Here is a 14785-nt window from a genome sequence, read left to right as displayed (position 1 = left end):
TGTGGTCAATCGAGCGGGATTCCGCAAAAGGCCGCGATCGCGCGCCAGGGCAGTGCGGCGGACGCAAAACCGAGGGCGATGATGGCGGCGCCGATCGCGAATCGGCTGCGCGGCGACTGCGCGAAATCAACAAATCGCGACACGCCAAAGGCCGCGGCGGTGACGGCGGGGAGCGTTCCCAGGCCAAAGCCCAGCATGATCAGACCGCCCGAGACCGGATTGGCCGATAACAGGGCATAGAAGAGCGCCGCATAGACCATACCGCAGGGCAAAAGCCCCCAGACCAGCCCTGCCAGCACCGGCGTCGTGGCGCTGAACCCGCCCCCGAACCGCTGATGGATGACGCGCTGGACGCCGTGTCCGAGCCGATCCAGCCCGGCCAGTGACGGAGCCCAGCCGATCACCGACAGGCCGATATAAACCAGGACCAGCGCGCCCGCCCAACGCAAAACGACATGGGCGACGGATCGGTCAAAGCCGAAATAGACCTGCGAGCCGAGAGCCGCGAGCACGGAGCCGGCGATCACATAGGCAAGAACACGTCCGGCCTGGGCCAGCATCAGGGTCCGAGCCCGCGCCATCGGCCCGGCTCCGGGCGCGAGGGTCAGGGTGAGGCTGGAGGCTATCCCGCCACACATCCCGACACAGTGCAGGCTGGAGGCCAGACCGGCGAGAAGCCCGCCGGCGAGACTCAATTGGGAAAGCAGGTTCGCGGTCATACCCCTCCTTGCCATGGCCCACTCGACCGGGCCACTGCGGGAAAGGCTGGAAAGCCATAGAAAAAGTGTGGCGTAATGACGCAAAGCCTAATTCAATCGGGCCGCTAAGATGCCTGGGGGAGAGCAAGATGATGCCACTTCGAACCGTCAGGCGTGATGCGCCCTGGCAATGGCTGCGCGCCGGATGGAATGATTTCCGCATGGCGCCCGGTGTCTGTCTCGCCTATGGCGCCATCTTCGTGGCCATCGGCGCGCTATTCGTCTTCGGACTGGTGGCTGTGGGAATGAGTTCCACCATTCCCGTGGCGCTAAGCGGTTTCGCGCTTGTTGGACCGGCGCTGGCAGTCGGGATCTACCAGGTCAGCCGGGCCTTCGAGAAGGGCGAGATTCCGCGCTTTCGGGTGATCATTTCCCGCTTTCCCCAGCGCATCGCGCAAATCGGCTTCCTGAGCATTCTGCTCGGCCTGCTCTTGATGATCTGGATGCGCGTCGCGCAAATCCTGCTGGTCGTGCTGGCGCCTTTTGCGCCACTGGAACCCAGCGCCTTTCTCAACTTCCTCTTCACCGATGGATCCGGACTGACACTGCTGGCTGTCGGAACCGTCTTCGGCGGCGTGCTGGCCACGCTTTCCTTTGCGATTTCCGTGATCGCCTTCCCGCTGCTGGTGGATCGCGATGTCGACGCCATCACGGCGCTCGCCACCAGCTTCAATGCGGTTTTGAAACAGCCCTTCGTGATGTTCACCTGGGCCTGGCTGATCGCCTTCATCATCGGCGCCGGAATCGCCGTCTTCGGGGTCGGCCTGGCTGTTGCCTTCCCGTGGATCGCGCTGGCCACCTGGCACGCCTATCGCGACTTCATGCCGAAGGAAGAGGGCTGATCCACTCACCGGCTGACCTCAGTCGTCCGGGCTCTCATCATTGCCGGGGAGCGGTTGGTCATCATCCATCAGGATGCGATGGGCAGCCCCATCCATGTCGTCGAACTGGCCACTGCGCAGGCTCCACAGGAAGCCCGCAAGGCCGAGCGCGCCCATGATGAGCGCGACCGGGATGAGCCAGATGAGGGCTGTCATCAGCGGCCTCCCCGCGCCAGTCTCAGCGCGTTCAACGTGACCAGGATGGACGAGGCCGACATCGCGATGGCCGCGATCAGGGGCGTGACCAGACCGGCCACGGCCATCGGAACGGCGATGGCGTTATAGGCGGCGGCCAGACCGAAATTCTCGAGCACGCGCCGCTTGGCACCGCGGGACACGTCCAGCGCCACGACACTGGCCGCAAGACGATCGCCCTGCAGCACGAAATCGGCAGCGGCCTGGGAGACTTCGGCGGCCGAGGCCAGCGAGATCGAGACGTGCGCGGCGGCCAGGGCCGGGGCGTCATTGATCCCGTCACCGACCATGGCAATGGTACCGCCTGCCGCCTTCAGGTCTTCCAGGCGCGCGATCTTGTCCTGGGGCTGCATCTCGGCCTGCCAGCCATCAATGCCGAGCGCGGCGGCGACGGCCTCCACCGGCCCGGTCCGGTCTCCCGACAGGAGATGAATTCGGCAATCGCGCGCCTTGAGCGCCGCGATCACGTCCGCTGCATCCTCGCGCAGACGATCCTCGAAACAGAAGCGGACCGGCGCCTCGTCTCCAATGACCAGCCAGGATTCAGTATGCGGATCGCTGGCGGCATCAACGCCCAGCCAGCGGGCCGCGCCGAAACGCACTCGCTGACCCTCCACCCTGGCTTCCAGTCCGCCGCCGGGGATTTCCCTGACATCGGCAGCCGCCTCCCCCATGCCCGCAGCGTCGGCAATCGCGCGCGAAAGCGGGTGGCGACTGGTGCGGGCCAGCCGGGCCGCGGCCTCGAGCGCGCCTGCCGGCAATCCGTCCGCATCGACCAGTCGTGGACGCCCCTCTGTCAGCGTCCCGGTCTTGTCGAAGACAATGGTGTCTGCCCCGGCGAGGCGTTCCAGCGCATCTCCGGACTTGACCAGCACGCCTTCGCGATAGAGCCGTCCTGACGCCACGACCTGTACCGCTGGAACCGCCAGCCCCAGCGCACAGGGGCAGGTGATGATCAGGACAGCGATGGCATTGATGATTGCCGGACGCACCTCACCGCCGATCAGCAGCCAACCGATCACGGTCAACGCCGCCAGCCCGTGCACGACCGGCACATAGAGGCGGGCCGCGCGATCAGCGAGACGCACATAGCGCGAGCGAGCCTGTTCGCCCGCTTCAACGAGACGGGTAATCTCGGCGAGCAGGGAATTGTCGCGATCCGCTCGCGCTTCAAGCACCAGCTTGCCATCAAGATTGAGCATGCCCGACCAGACGTCGAGACCGGGCTTGGCGGTCACCGGCGCGGTTTCTCCGGTGACCAGAGAACCGTCCAGCGCGCCCTCGCCTTCCAGGATGCGGGCATCAACGGGAACCCGGTCGCCGGCGGCCAGGACCAGGCGGTCGCCGGCCTTTACGTCTCGGGCCGGAATGGCCCGGATATGCCCATCCGCATCGAGCAGGTTTGCCGTCGCCGCCTGCATGGCGGCCAGACCCCGTGCGGCTTCTCCCGCACGCGCGCGCAGTCGCATGTCGAGAAAGCGGCCGATGAGCAGGAAGAAGAGCAGCATGACCGCGGCGTCGTAATAGGTCTGGCCGTGACCGATGAATGTTTCCCAGACCGACAGGCCGCAGGCGAGCAGGACCGCCAGCGAAATCGGCACATCCATATTGACATGACCGACCCGCAGAGCCCGCACGGCCGAACGGAAAAAGGGCTGACCGGCAAAGGCGGCAGCGGGCAGGACGATGAGAGCCGATATCCGGTGCATGAGCGCCTGCATGGTCTCGCTCATCTCCAGTCCGCCGGACCAGACCGAGATCGACAACAACATGACATTCATCATGGCAAAGCCGGCCACCGCCATCGCACGCAGGAGACGCTTCTCCTCCTCGCGATTGGGATCAGCCTCGCTCTCGGGTTCGTAGGGCGTGGCCGGATAGCCGAGACGGCCGAGCTTGCCGACATAATCGGCTGCCATCGCCGGATCGCCGCGCCAGGCCAGGGCCAGGCGCCCGGTCGACAGGTTGAGCCGCGCCTGCTGGACGCGATCATCCTCGCGCAACCCGCCTTCGATCCGCGCGATACACCCGGCGCAGGTCGCCCCGCGCACCATCAGGTCAAGCTCGCAGAGCCCCTCACTGCGGCGAACAAAGGCTTGCGGGTCCGCACCGCTGGCGGCGGCGAGACCGGAATGGGTGGCATCTAAGGCAGCCATAACTCACTGACCATCTCGAACGGGGCATCATCGCGACTATGCGCCTCAAGGCGCCAATCGCCCTGCCCGTCACAGGGCAGGGTCACACGGTATACGCCCGGTCGGGATTCGGCGAAGGCCAGCGGACAGTCGCGCGACGTGTCGGCGGGATGAATCAGCGTCCCGACGAGATCGAGCCCTGCGACCGGGCTGCCATCGGCGGCACTGATGGCCAGGACGACATCGCGCTCGACCAGGTTCACACGAGCCGTCCAGCCCAGGGCTTCCTGCGCGCGGCGGCGGTCCAGCGTGTCATTGTAGTTCAGCCCCTGGACATAGGAGCGCGGCACGTCTTCGCCCGGATGGGTCCGCAGGGCGAGGGTGATGAAGGTCGCATTGACCCCGATCGTGACCCCGAAAAAGGCCAGGATGAGGATCAGGACATGCCAGCCGCGCAGGGGGTTGAAGGGGTTTCGCATCACTCGGCTCCGGTAATCAGGACGGATGAGGATCGTGCCGTCTCGCCGGTTTCCCGGTCGGTCACGACGAAGGCAATGTCTTCGCTCGGGCCATCAATCGCCGCCCCTGGCAGGGTCAGATAGACGACATAGTCCTGCGAGCGGTCGGGACCGATCTCGATCCGGTCCGGCGTCATGTCAGCCGCGCCGAGGATGCGCACGCCGATCGCCGGATCGCCCTCCACCGCCAGCTCCATCACGCGTGGCGCATTGGCCTTGTTGATGACATTGACGGTATAGCCATTGCGCACGGCGCCATCGGACAGGCGCACATAATTCGGATTGCGGTCGCGCTGGGAATTCAGTTCCAGATGGGTCCGGGTCACCAGGGCGCCCAGCATCAGGGCGCTCACAATGGCCAGCGAGACCGCATAGACCATGGTGCGCGGCCGGATGAAGGGATAGCGGGGTTTCTCGCCCCTCACGAAGCGGTCGACATTGTCGTCTGTCTCATAGGTAATCAGTCCGGTCGGACGCCCGACCTTGCCCATGATGTCATCGCAGGCATCAATGCAAAGCCCGCACTGGATACACTCCAGCTGCGCCCCGTCACGAATATCGATCCCCATCGGGCAGACCGCGATGCATTGCTTGCAATCGATGCAATCGCCCCGATTGTCCCAGCTCTCGGTCTTCTTGTGGGCACCGCGCGGCTCACCACGATCGATCCGGTAGGTGACATTGAGCGCGTCGCGATCCGTCATCGCCGCCTGGATGCGCGGCCAGGGGCACATATAGGTGCAGACCTGCTCACGCATCGTGCCGGCCAGCGTATAGGTGGTGAAGGTAAGAACCCCGGCGAAGACGTAGGAGGACGGCGCAGCCGTGCCGGCGAAGAAATTCGCGAGCGTGTCCCAGGCATCATGGAAATAGAGGATCCAGGCGCCCCCGGTCGCAAAGGCGATGATCAGCCAGATGGCGTGCTTGCCGACCTTGCGCCAGGCCTTGTTCAGCGACCAGGGCGCGCGGTCCAGCTTCATCCGGGCATTGCGATCCCCTTCGAACATCCGTTCGACCATGATGAAGAGATCGGTCCAGACGGTCTGCGGGCAGGCATAGCCACACCAGACCCGACCGAACAGCGCGCTGGCCAGAAACAGGCCCAGCGCCGCCATGATGAGCAAGCCGGTGACGTAGTAGATTTCCTGCGGCCAGATCTCGAGGAAGAAGAAGTAGAAGCGGCCATGGGCGAAATCGACCAGGACGGCCTGGTCGGGCGCCCCGGGACCCCGGTCCCAGCGCAGGAAGGGGATGAGGTAATACACCCCCAGCGCGAGCGCCATGATCACCCATTTGACGAAGCGGAACTTGCCGTGCGCCAGCTTGGGATAGATCGGCTCGCGCTTCTTGTAGAGCTCACGCGTGTCGGCGGCATTGACCGCCTCGGCCTTGGACCGGGAGATCCCGGGCGCTGCCATGTTCTTGGGAGTGGCGTTGGACATGACAGCGTTAAACCGGATTTCTCATAGGGTCACTATGCGACCTACTGCCCCGTGGGACCAGCTGTCGCATCCTCGCCGCCGCCCCGCAGGAAGACATAGGCCGCGAGCGCGTCCAGCGTGGTCTCCTCCAGGCGGTCTTCCCAGGCCGGCATGACACCGTATGGACCGCGATGGATGGAGGCCATGATCTGCTCGCGACTTCCGCCGTAGAGCCAGTCCTGATCGGTCAGGCTCGGTGCGCCCTGCGCACGGTCACCGCGTCCGTCAGCCATATGGCAGCTGGCACATTGCGAGTCATAGATCGCCTGCCCGCGACTGATCGCGCCGGCATCGGCGCTGGTCCCGGAAAGGGAGAGGACATAATCGGTGACCTCACCGATCTCGGCGCGGCTCAGCAGCTCGTCACGACCAAAGGCCGGCATTTGCGAGAAGCGGGTGTCAGGATGCTCGGAGCGAATGCCGACCTGGAGCGTATGACGGATATCGTCATAGGACCCGCCCCACAGCCAGACATCATCATTCAGATTGGGATAGCCGACAAAGCCCTGCCCGCCGACGCCGTGGCACGTGCCGCAGCGGTCCCGGAAGACGGTCTCACCGGCTGCCAGCACGAAGCCGAGCAATTCCGGGTCATTCTCGATCTCGCCGATCGAGGCGCCTTCCAGGGCGGCGAATCCGACCGCGCGCTGCTCGGCCAGCGCATCAAGCGCTTCGGCCACATTGGCGCGTTCGGAGTGATTGCGCAGCCCGCGGGTGTGATCGGTCTCGCCCGCCAGACCGGGAAGCGCCGGCCAGGCCGGCATGAGCACCCAGTAGATTACGGCCCAGACACAGCTGGCGTAGAAGATATACAGCCACCAGCGCGGCAGGGGCGTGTCGAGTTCCTTGATGCCATCCCATTCATGACCAGTGGTCTCGGTGCCGGAATGAGCGTCGGTTTCACGCGTTTCATCATGCTCGGACATGGGTCTCGTCCTCGGTCTCGTCGGCCGCAGCCGGCGTATCGTTTTCAGTGAGCGGGGCGCTGGCAGCCGCGTCGAACAGCGCCTGGTTGCGCGGCCAGAGCGCATAGACAAGCGCCGCGGCGAACAAGGCCACGAAGATCAGCAAGCCCCAGGTCTGCGCGAAGGTTGAGAGGATCTCATACATCGGCCTACCTCAGATTTTCATCGGCTTCGGCCTCATAGGTGGAGAAGTCCACCATGGTGCCGAGAACCTGCAGATAGGCGATGAGCGCATCGAGCTCGGTCACCTGATCCGGATTGCCGTCGAAATCACGCATGACCGCGCCCGGATAGCGTTCCTGGAAGCCATCATAATCCTCGGCATAGGGATCCAGCTGGGTCTCCACGTCCGAAACAGCCGCTTCCAGCATGCCGTTATCATAGGGCACGCCGACCGTGCGCAAGGCGCGCAGATTGGCTTCGACATTGTCGAAAGCGAGCTCGGAATTCTCCAGGAAGGGATAGGCCGGCATCACCGATTCCGGGACCACGGATTGCGGGCGTCGCATATGGTCGCGATGCCATTCGTCCGAATAGAGCCCGCCGATGCGGGCCAGGTCCGGCCCGGTCCGTTTCGACCCCCACTGGAAGGGATGGTCATACATGCTCTCGGCCGCCAGCGAGTAGTGGCCATAACGCTCCACCTCATCGCGCAGCGGGCGGATCATCTGCGAGTGGCAATTATAGCAGCCCTCGCGGATATAGATGTCCCGGCCCAATTGTTCGAGCGGCGTGTATGGCCGCACCCCTTCGACTTCCTCGATTGTCGAGTCGAGGTAGAAGAGCGGTGCAATCTCGACGATGCCGCCGATGGACACGGTCACCAGAACACCAACGGTGAGGACGAGCGGTTTCTTTTCGAAGAGCGATTTGTGCAGATCGCTCCAGAGAGATTTTTTCCCTGACATTGCGACCTCCTATTGCGCCGGCTGGAGGGCGGGTTGCTCGACGACATTCTCGTCGTCCTCAACCTCGTCGCCCCGAACGGTGCGGTACACATTATAGACCATGATCAGGGCACCAGCGAGGTAGAGCACGCCGCCCACCGCCCGGATCACGTATGGAATGAACATGGCTTCTACGGTCTCCACGAAGGAGTATTCCAGGAAGCCGAGCGCGTCATAGGTGCGCCACCAGAGGCCCTGGAGGATACCGGCCGTCCACATCGAGGTGATGTAGAGCAGGATGCCGATCGTCGCGATCCAGAAGTGCCAGTCGACCAGCGCCTTGGAGTACATGCCCTTGCGCTTCCACAACCATGGAACCAGGCAATAGAGCGCACCGAAGGAGACGAAGCCGACCCAGCCGAGCGCACCGGAGTGCACATGCCCGATCGTCCAGTCCGTGTAGTGCGACAGCGCGTTCACGGCACGGATCGACATGACCGGACCCTCAAAGGTCGACATGCCGTAGAAGGCGACCGACATGACCAGCATGCGGACCACCGGGTCGGTACGCAGCTTGTCCCAGGCGCCCGAGAGCGTCATCAGGCCGTTGATCATCCCGCCCCAGGACGGCATCCACAGCATGATCGAGAAGGTCATGCCCAGTGTCTGCGCCCATTCCGGCAGGGCCGTATAGTGCAGGTGGTGCGGACCGGCCCAGATATAGATGAAGATCAGCGACCAGAAGTGGATGATCGACAGGCGGTAGGAATAGACCGGCCGGTTCACCCGCTTGGGGATGAAATAATACATGATCCCGAGGAAGCCGGCGGTCAGGAAGAAGCCAACCGCATTATGGCCGTACCACCACTGGATCAACGCATCCTGCACCCCGGCAAAGGCCGAATAGGAGCGCGATCCGACCCAGGAGACCGGCATCGACAGATTGTTGATCACATGCAGGACAGCGATCGTGACGATGAAGGCCAGGAAGAACCAGTTCGCCACATAGATGTGCTTTTCCTTGCGCTTCCACAGCGTGCCGAGGAAGACGAGGAGATAAACCACCCAGACGAGGGTCAGCCAGATATCGGCATACCATTCCGGCTCGGCGTACTCCTTGCCCTGGGTAATCCCGATCAGATAACCCGAAGCGGCGATCAGGATGAAGAATTGATATCCCCAGAACACGAACCAGGGCCAGATCCCGCCGGCGATGCGCGTCCGGCAGGTTCGCTGGACAACGTAGAAGGACGTGGCCAGCAGGACATTGCCGCCGAAGGCAAAGATCACCGCCGAGGTGTGCAGCGGGCGCAAACGGCCGAAATTGGTGAACCCGAAAGCTTCGATGTTCAGGACCGGAAAAGCGAGCTGAAAGGCGATGACAACACCGACCAGAAGCCCGGCCACACCCCAGAATAGAGAGGCAATGACACCAGCTTTTATAAGGTTTTCATTGTACTCGCGCTCATCCGTGATGACGCCGCCGCCGGCGATCGAACCGACAAGCAGGAATATCCCGGTGAGGAAACCGCCGAGGATCAGCCAGGACTGACCTCGCATAGCGGCGTCCGGCGCATAGGCTGCTGCGAAAAGCGACCAGATGGCACCGAGAATGGTGATGAGAAGAACGATGGCTGTGCTTGGGTCGGAACCCGCCCGCTTCAGCCCTTGAGCGGATATCATGTGCGCCCCCGGAGATTGGCTTTCATGATCCGGGTGTAACGCAGTTTCCCCCAAAATATCTATGGCAATTTGTCACGTGCGACACAGCGGACCTTTGCCACATCCCTGGAGCGAGCCTGACGCGCCCTGCACACGCGTCCCGGCACCCGGATATTCCGGACAAAAATGCGCGCCTGTGAGCCTTGCGGGTTGATCGCGTGCCTGAACCCGTCAACTCTCCCCGATCAGGCTGCACAGACAGCCGCCAACGGGAGAGATCGATGACTTGGGCCCTGTCCATTGACCGCGAAACCATTACCGACGTGCAACTGGTCGAGGAGCCGGTCCGCGCCCTCGATGACGGCGAGGTCCGCCTCGCCATCAACAGCTTCGCGCTGACTGCAAATAATATCACCTATGCCGCCTTCGGCGATGCAATGCGCTACTGGGACTTCTTCCCGGGCGCAGATGGTCGCTGCCGGCTTCCGGTCTGGGGATTCGCGGATGTCGCGGAAAGCCGCGCTGACGGGCTGAGTGTCGGCGAGCGGATATACGGCTATTTCCCCGCTGGCGGTGAACTCATCGTCCAGCCGGGCAAGGTCAGCCCCGGCGCCTTTGTCGACATGGCCGCTCATCGCGCCGAATTGCCGCCTGCCTACAATAATTACGTCCGCTGCGCCGCCGATCCCGGCTGGTCACCTGCGGGCGAGGCCGCGCAAATGGTGTTGCAGCCGCTCTTCATCACGGCCTGGCTGCTCGACTTCTTCCTGCGCGACCCGGAGAACGGCCTCACCGACGCCCCGGTCATCCTGACCAGCGCCTCCAGCAAGACCGCCATCGCCCTCGCCTTCGCGCTCAAGGCCGGCGGCGGACGCCAGGCGATCGCACTGACTTCGAAGGGAAATGCCGACTTCGTGTCGGGCCTGGGCCTCTATGACGCGGTCGCGACCTATGATGCGATCGATACGCTCGCGACCGACGCACCGGCGGCAATCGTCGACTTCGCCGGCGATGCCAATGTGAACCGTGCGCTCCACGAGAGTCTCGCCGGCCAGCTCGCCGCCAATATCCGCGTCGGCGGCGCCCATTGGGAGCAATCCGCCCCGCCGCGCGACCTGCCACCACCCAAGCCGCAATTCTTCTTCGCCCCGGACGCCGCGCGCACCCTCATCAAGCAATGGGGACCGGAAGCGTTCGATCAGAGATACAAGGCCGCCTGGCGCAAGTTTGCCGACGCGGCACCGGGCTATTTCGACTTTCGGAGTGAGGCGGGAAGCGACGGCGCGCTATCGGTCTACAAGTCTTTGCTGGACGGTCAGGCCAAGCCGCGGGACGGGGTGAGCATCAAGGTCTGATCGGGTAGGGCGCGCCTGAGCTCAAGAACCGGATACGGCCCGCTGGCTGACAAGGGGTCTATGGATGATTGCGCGCGAAGCTCGCGAAAGGATGGGTCCCGGAAGCTGTGGGGAAGCCCCCCTGACAGGTCCTCGCCCTTGATGGGCGAGGTGGATCGCCGCGCAGCGGCGAGACGGAGTGGGTGATCTGCCGTCGGTGCCGGAACGCTGCCGCGTTTCACCCGATCCGACCCGAAGCTACGCCTCGGCCCACCTTCCCCATCAAGGGGAAGGACCTGTGTGAGCCGACTTATCCCCCGCACAACCTGCCATCAACCGTCATCCTGACGAAGGTCAGGACCCAGTCTCGCAAGCTGGATTTCACCAAGAATGGCAACCACTTCGCGTCGCAGTCTGGGTCCCGATTGTCATCGGGTTGACGGTGTGTGGGGCGGGGATAGAGGTGAACTTATCCCCACCCCTCGATAGCCGACCCATAATGCCTTCGGTTTTCGGGACGGGAGGCACGAGCTCAGTCACTTGTGCCCGGAAACGAGCGGAGCCTGTCCGCGCGATGGATGTGACAGTCCAGAGCTCCGGCAGGGCGTGCGACCAGGTCGCGGGGCACTAAACGACCGACCCCATCTACCTGACGCATTGGAATCGGGGTGGAGACAGCCCGGGAAAACTCCGCGAGCGGGATGCCGAGGACACCACGGACACCGCCTACCAGCCAAACGGACACCCCGGTGTCCACCGGCATCCCGTTCCCTCCCATCCTCCGGCGCATTGGCGTGCGGAGACGAAGGTCTGTGCCATGGTCCCAGCCTCTTCGCACCCACACCGGCGTCATCCCACGGTCGCGGACAAGCCGCGATCCGGGGGACCTGCGCTTCCCCGTCGAGCGGGTGGACGAGGTCCCCCGGACAAGCCGGGGGATGACGGTGGTGAGGTGTTGGAGGGACTAAAAGCCGACGTAATGCGCACGCCCGCCCATAAATCCCTTGCCGGGAGTTCGCCGTAGCCGGTTCTCGAGCTCAAGGGTTTCAACCGCGCAGCGGCGCCTGCGGCGCCCTTGACCTCAAGAACCGGATACGGCCCGCTCGCTGGCCAGAAATCAATGGCTCAGGCTACGCCTGGGCGCCGAAGATTGGCGTAAGCTTCGATTTTTTTACAAAAATGAGCGTCAAGAAAGTTTGAAGTATGCGTCACTTGCGCAGAAAGCGTTGTAACCACTCCAAAACCACCCACAAGAGAAATGCGACAAGACCGACTAGCGTCATGCCCCACGCAAATTCCGAAATCCCGTTACTGTAACAACCATCTAAATACCTGAACTCACATCGTATTGGCACCGCTACCGTGGCTAAAAAAAGTATCATCCCGGCCGTTAGGAAGAGTAATATTAGGAATTGCGATGTGATCGACACATCGCCTACCCCCCGCGAAAGAAGATACTTTTTCAGGCCCACCGGCCCAAACGAGAGTAATGCAGAAACAGACAAAGAAAGTGACGACAAAAAGCCGACCAGCACAAAAGCAGGAAGCAGGCCCCCAATTTCAAATTTATAAACATTCGCCACAAGAGCGAATGCAAAATGAACACTAAAGCTCAATGCCATGGTCGAATTCGAATTCAACATGGATTCACCTCCCGCTTTTGAATGGATCCAGTTTACTCAGGAAGCCTATCGCTCATGCCCCAGTTATTCACTACTGCTGTGGCATCCTCGACAACCGAAAGCAAAAATAACTGCGCCACGGACCGGGAATGATCGGGTTGGGTTCAGACCGTTGTCCCTCAAAGCGACCAAACAAGCCGCTCCGCCCTGCCCCCGACAGCCCCGCTAGAGAATGCTCTGACCCGTCTTCTGCCAATCGGCCATGAAGGCTTCCAGGCCCTTGTCGGTCAGCTGGTGCTTGACCAGGCCTTTCAGGACTGAGGGCGGGGCGGTGGCGACGTCGGCGCCCAGCAGGGCGCATTGCTGGATGTGATCGGCCGAGCGGATCGAGGCGGCCAGGATCTGGGTGTCGAAGGCGTAGTTGTCGAAGATCAGGCGCAGATTGGCGATCAGCTCCATGCCGTCAACGCCGAGATCATCGAGCCGGCCGATGAAGGGCGAGACATAGGTCGCTCCGGCCTTGGCGGCGAGCAGGCCCTGATTGGCGGAAAAGCACAGCGTGACATTGGTCTGGATATTCTCGGCCGTCAGCGCCTGGCAGGCTTTGAGGCCTTCAAAGGTCAGCGGCAGCTTGACCACGACATTGTCGGCCAGCTGGGCCAGCTTCTTGCCTTCGGCGATCATGGCCGGCGCGTCGAGCGCGGTGACTTCGGCGCTGACCGGTCCCTCGACCAGATCGCAGATCTCCTTGACCACTTCGAGGAAGTCGCGGCCTGATTTGGCGATGAGGGACGGGTTGGTGGTGACCCCGTCGACCAGACCGGCTTCAGCCAGCTCGGCGATCTCTGCGGTTTCGGCCGTGTCGACAAAGAATTTCATGATGCGCTCCTCGCGGTCGGTCAGTGTATTTGCTTGCCGTTACCGGTAACGGCCGGATGTGACATTTCAAAGCCCGATGGGCAGATCAACTCAGTAGCCCGCCAGTTCGACCCGGAAGCCGGCCGCCTGCAGGGCCGCCTGGATCCGGTCCATATGGGCGCCATCCTGGGCCTCCAGCGAGATATCGATATAGGTCACCTTGGCGGGCAGATCCGAGAAGGTCTTGTGATAGGCGACATCGGTCACATTGCCTTCGGCACCGGAGATGATGTCCGAGACCGCCGACAATTGCCCCGGCACATCCACGAGTTCGATCCGGAAACGCGCCAGCCGGTGTGAGCGCGCCAGGTCGCGCAGGAGGAGCGAGGACAGGAGGCGGGTGTCGACATTGCCGCCGGTCAGGACCAGTCCGACCCGTTTGCCGGCAAAGCGTTCAGGGTGGGCGAGCACTGCCGCAAGGCCGACCGCGCCGGCCCCTTCCGGCAGAACCCGCATCTGCGAGATGAAGAGATTGAGCGACCGCTCGATCTGTCGCTCATCGACCAGGAGGACATCATCGAGAAGGTCCATGAGGAGGCGACTGGTCAGCCCGCCCGGTTCACGCACGGCAATCCCCTCGGCAAGGGTAAAACCCCCGACCGGGCGGTCTTCGCCATGAAACCGGTTGGCGAAGGACGGAAAGAGATCGGACTGGACCCCGACCAGTTCGATGTCCGGATTGATCCGACGCGCGGCCAGCCCGGCACCGGCTGCCAGGCCGCCGCCGCCCACCGGGAAGACCAGCACATCGAGATCAGGCCGGTCCTCGAGCATCTCCATGGCCAGCGTACCCTGCCCGGCCAGCACGACCGGGTCGTCAAAGGGATGGATAAACACCGCACCGCCCGTCTCCGCCTCGGTCAGGGCCAGCGCCTTGGCGGCATCGAAATCAGCCCCGGCGATCTCGACCTCGGCGCCCAGGGCGCGGGTTGCATGCACTTTCACCATGGGCGTGCCGTTCGGCATGAAGATCCGCGCGCGAACCCCCATCGCCGCTGCGCTGCGGGCCACACCCTGGGCGTGATTACCGGCAGAGGCGGCCACAACCCCGCGCGCGCGCTCATCGGCACTGAGGGCCGCGAGCCTGGCAAAGGCGCCGCGCTCCTTGAAGGAGCCGGTCACCTGCAGGTTCTCCAGCTTCACGAACAGCTCGCAGCCGGCCACGTCCGACAGGCCCGGCGAGGCGATCAGCGGCGCCCGCAAAATCCCGCCAAACCCGTCCGCGCGCAATTGCTCGACATGATCAAAGGCCGCCTCGATGGCAGCGTCGCGAGGCTCAGGCGCGGTGCGCCTGTCCATCATCGGTGATTGGGCAGTCGTGGGCATGGTCGGTCTCCGGCAGACCGCACAGAAAAAACCCCGCTTCTGGTGTCAGAAGCGGGGTGAAACTGCACGATACCTAAAAAGGGGTCAGGTCGTGGCGGTCATC

14 protein-coding genes are annotated in these 14785 nt (G+C 63.3%); 2 read left to right on the top strand and 12 right to left on the bottom strand.

The window, feature by feature from the left end; all coding sequences use genetic code 11:
• Nucleotides 1–5: 5 nt before the first annotated feature.
• Entirely contained in the window at nucleotides 6–719 is a 714-nt protein-coding gene (locus QZ266_RS04925; RefSeq protein WP_295692118.1) for a sulfite exporter TauE/SafE family protein, read from the bottom strand.
• Between the two features lie 128 nt (nucleotides 720–847).
• Between QZ266_RS04925 and QZ266_RS04920 the strand changes: the two genes are divergently transcribed.
• A complete protein-coding gene (locus QZ266_RS04920) occupies nucleotides 848–1600 on the top strand; it encodes a DUF2189 domain-containing protein (RefSeq protein ID WP_295692116.1) in 753 nt (250 codons plus the stop codon).
• A gap of 18 nt (nucleotides 1601–1618) precedes the next feature.
• Here the strand turns inward: QZ266_RS04920 and ccoS are convergent, their stop codons facing one another.
• From ccoS to ccoN, 8 genes are read right to left on the bottom strand one after another with little or no spacing between them, the layout of a single operon-like run.
• Nucleotides 1619–1795, bottom strand: a complete 177-nt coding sequence (gene ccoS / locus QZ266_RS04915) for a cbb3-type cytochrome oxidase assembly protein CcoS (protein WP_295692114.1) — start codon at nucleotides 1793–1795, stop codon at nucleotides 1619–1621.
• Complete coding sequence (locus QZ266_RS04910) at nucleotides 1795–3990, bottom strand: heavy metal translocating P-type ATPase (protein ID WP_295692113.1); 2196 nt, start codon at nucleotides 3988–3990, stop codon at nucleotides 1795–1797. Before QZ266_RS04910 ends, ccoS begins: the two co-directional genes overlap by 1 nt.
• A complete protein-coding gene (locus QZ266_RS04905) occupies nucleotides 3978–4448 on the bottom strand; it encodes a FixH family protein (protein WP_295692111.1) in 471 nt (156 codons plus the stop codon). The genes QZ266_RS04910 and QZ266_RS04905 overlap by 13 nt, the downstream gene beginning before the upstream one ends.
• Nucleotides 4448–5929: a cytochrome c oxidase accessory protein CcoG gene (gene ccoG / locus QZ266_RS04900; RefSeq protein WP_295692110.1), complete on the bottom strand. Its 1482-nt coding sequence runs from the start codon at nucleotides 5927–5929 to the stop codon at nucleotides 4448–4450. Before ccoG ends, QZ266_RS04905 begins: the two co-directional genes overlap by 1 nt.
• A gap of 41 nt (nucleotides 5930–5970) precedes the next feature.
• Nucleotides 5971–6894 (bottom strand): cytochrome-c oxidase, cbb3-type subunit III, encoded by a 924-nt coding sequence (gene ccoP / locus QZ266_RS04895; protein WP_295692108.1) that lies wholly within the window; start codon nucleotides 6892–6894, stop codon nucleotides 5971–5973.
• Nucleotides 6881–7078, bottom strand: a complete 198-nt coding sequence (locus tag QZ266_RS04890) for a cbb3-type cytochrome c oxidase subunit 3 (protein ID WP_295692107.1) — start codon at nucleotides 7076–7078, stop codon at nucleotides 6881–6883. The genes ccoP and QZ266_RS04890 overlap by 14 nt, the downstream gene beginning before the upstream one ends.
• A gap of 4 nt (nucleotides 7079–7082) precedes the next feature.
• Complete coding sequence (gene ccoO, locus QZ266_RS04885) at nucleotides 7083–7841, bottom strand: cytochrome-c oxidase, cbb3-type subunit II (protein ID WP_295692105.1); 759 nt, start codon at nucleotides 7839–7841, stop codon at nucleotides 7083–7085.
• Between the two features lie 9 nt (nucleotides 7842–7850).
• A complete protein-coding gene (gene ccoN / locus QZ266_RS04880) occupies nucleotides 7851–9503 on the bottom strand; it encodes a cytochrome-c oxidase, cbb3-type subunit I (RefSeq protein WP_295692103.1) in 1653 nt (550 codons plus the stop codon).
• Nucleotides 9504–9763: 260 nt separating this feature from the next.
• On the opposite strand from ccoN, the gene QZ266_RS04875 reads away from it, so the two are divergent.
• On the top strand, nucleotides 9764–10837 hold the full coding sequence (locus QZ266_RS04875; RefSeq protein WP_295692101.1) for a DUF2855 family protein: 1074 nt from the start codon (nucleotides 9764–9766) through the stop codon (nucleotides 10835–10837).
• 1187 nt (nucleotides 10838–12024) lie between these two features.
• Here QZ266_RS04875 and QZ266_RS04870 read toward each other — a convergent pair.
• The 3 genes from QZ266_RS04870 to QZ266_RS04860 all read right to left on the bottom strand — a co-directional run bounded on the left by QZ266_RS04870 (nucleotide 12025) and on the right by QZ266_RS04860 (nucleotide 14682).
• Nucleotides 12025–12459: a hypothetical protein gene (locus tag QZ266_RS04870; protein ID WP_295692099.1), complete on the bottom strand. Its 435-nt coding sequence runs from the start codon at nucleotides 12457–12459 to the stop codon at nucleotides 12025–12027.
• 204 nt (nucleotides 12460–12663) lie between these two features.
• The gene (gene fsa, locus QZ266_RS04865; RefSeq protein WP_295692097.1) at nucleotides 12664–13317 is read right to left on the bottom strand and encodes a fructose-6-phosphate aldolase; all 654 of its coding nucleotides are present in this window, start codon (nucleotides 13315–13317) and stop codon (nucleotides 12664–12666) included.
• A 90-nt stretch (nucleotides 13318–13407) separates the two neighbouring features.
• A complete protein-coding gene (locus QZ266_RS04860; RefSeq protein WP_295692095.1) occupies nucleotides 13408–14682 on the bottom strand; it encodes a threonine ammonia-lyase in 1275 nt (424 codons plus the stop codon).
• Nucleotides 14683–14785: the final 103 nt, after the last annotated feature.

It is taken from the genome of uncultured Maricaulis sp. (assembly GCF_905480005.1).
In the GTDB taxonomy this organism is placed as follows: Bacteria; Pseudomonadota; Alphaproteobacteria; order Caulobacterales; family Maricaulaceae; genus Maricaulis.
This window is presented reverse-complemented; position numbering and strand designations above follow the sequence as displayed.

Bases quoted from the DNA above. Each gene is read 5' to 3' on its own strand.
- QZ266_RS04925 (WP_295692118.1), bottom strand. From the start codon at position 719: ATGACCGCGAACCTGCTTTCCCAATTGAGTCTCGCCGGCGGGCTTCTC.
- QZ266_RS04920 (WP_295692116.1), top strand. From the start codon at position 848: ATGATGCCACTTCGAACCGTCAGGCGTGATGCGCCCTGGCAATGGCTG.
- ccoS (WP_295692114.1), bottom strand. From the start codon at position 1,795: ATGACAGCCCTCATCTGGCTCATCCCGGTCGCGCTCATCATGGGCGCG.
- QZ266_RS04910 (WP_295692113.1), bottom strand. From the start codon at position 3,990: ATGGCTGCCTTAGATGCCACCCATTCCGGTCTCGCCGCCGCCAGCGGT.
- QZ266_RS04905 (WP_295692111.1), bottom strand. From the start codon at position 4,448: ATGCGAAACCCCTTCAACCCCCTGCGCGGCTGGCATGTCCTGATCCTC.
- ccoG (WP_295692110.1), bottom strand. From the start codon at position 5,929: ATGTCCAACGCCACTCCCAAGAACATGGCAGCGCCCGGGATCTCCCGG.
- ccoP (WP_295692108.1), bottom strand. From the start codon at position 6,894: ATGTCCGAGCATGATGAAACGCGTGAAACCGACGCTCATTCCGGCACC.
- QZ266_RS04890 (WP_295692107.1), bottom strand. From the start codon at position 7,078: ATGTATGAGATCCTCTCAACCTTCGCGCAGACCTGGGGCTTGCTGATC.
- ccoO (WP_295692105.1), bottom strand. From the start codon at position 7,841: ATGTCAGGGAAAAAATCTCTCTGGAGCGATCTGCACAAATCGCTCTTC.
- ccoN (WP_295692103.1), bottom strand. From the start codon at position 9,503: ATGATATCCGCTCAAGGGCTGAAGCGGGCGGGTTCCGACCCAAGCACA.
- QZ266_RS04875 (WP_295692101.1), top strand. From the start codon at position 9,764: ATGACTTGGGCCCTGTCCATTGACCGCGAAACCATTACCGACGTGCAA.
- QZ266_RS04870 (WP_295692099.1), bottom strand. From the start codon at position 12,459: ATGTTGAATTCGAATTCGACCATGGCATTGAGCTTTAGTGTTCATTTT.
- fsa (WP_295692097.1), bottom strand. From the start codon at position 13,317: ATGAAATTCTTTGTCGACACGGCCGAAACCGCAGAGATCGCCGAGCTG.
- QZ266_RS04860 (WP_295692095.1), bottom strand. From the start codon at position 14,682: ATGCCCACGACTGCCCAATCACCGATGATGGACAGGCGCACCGCGCCT.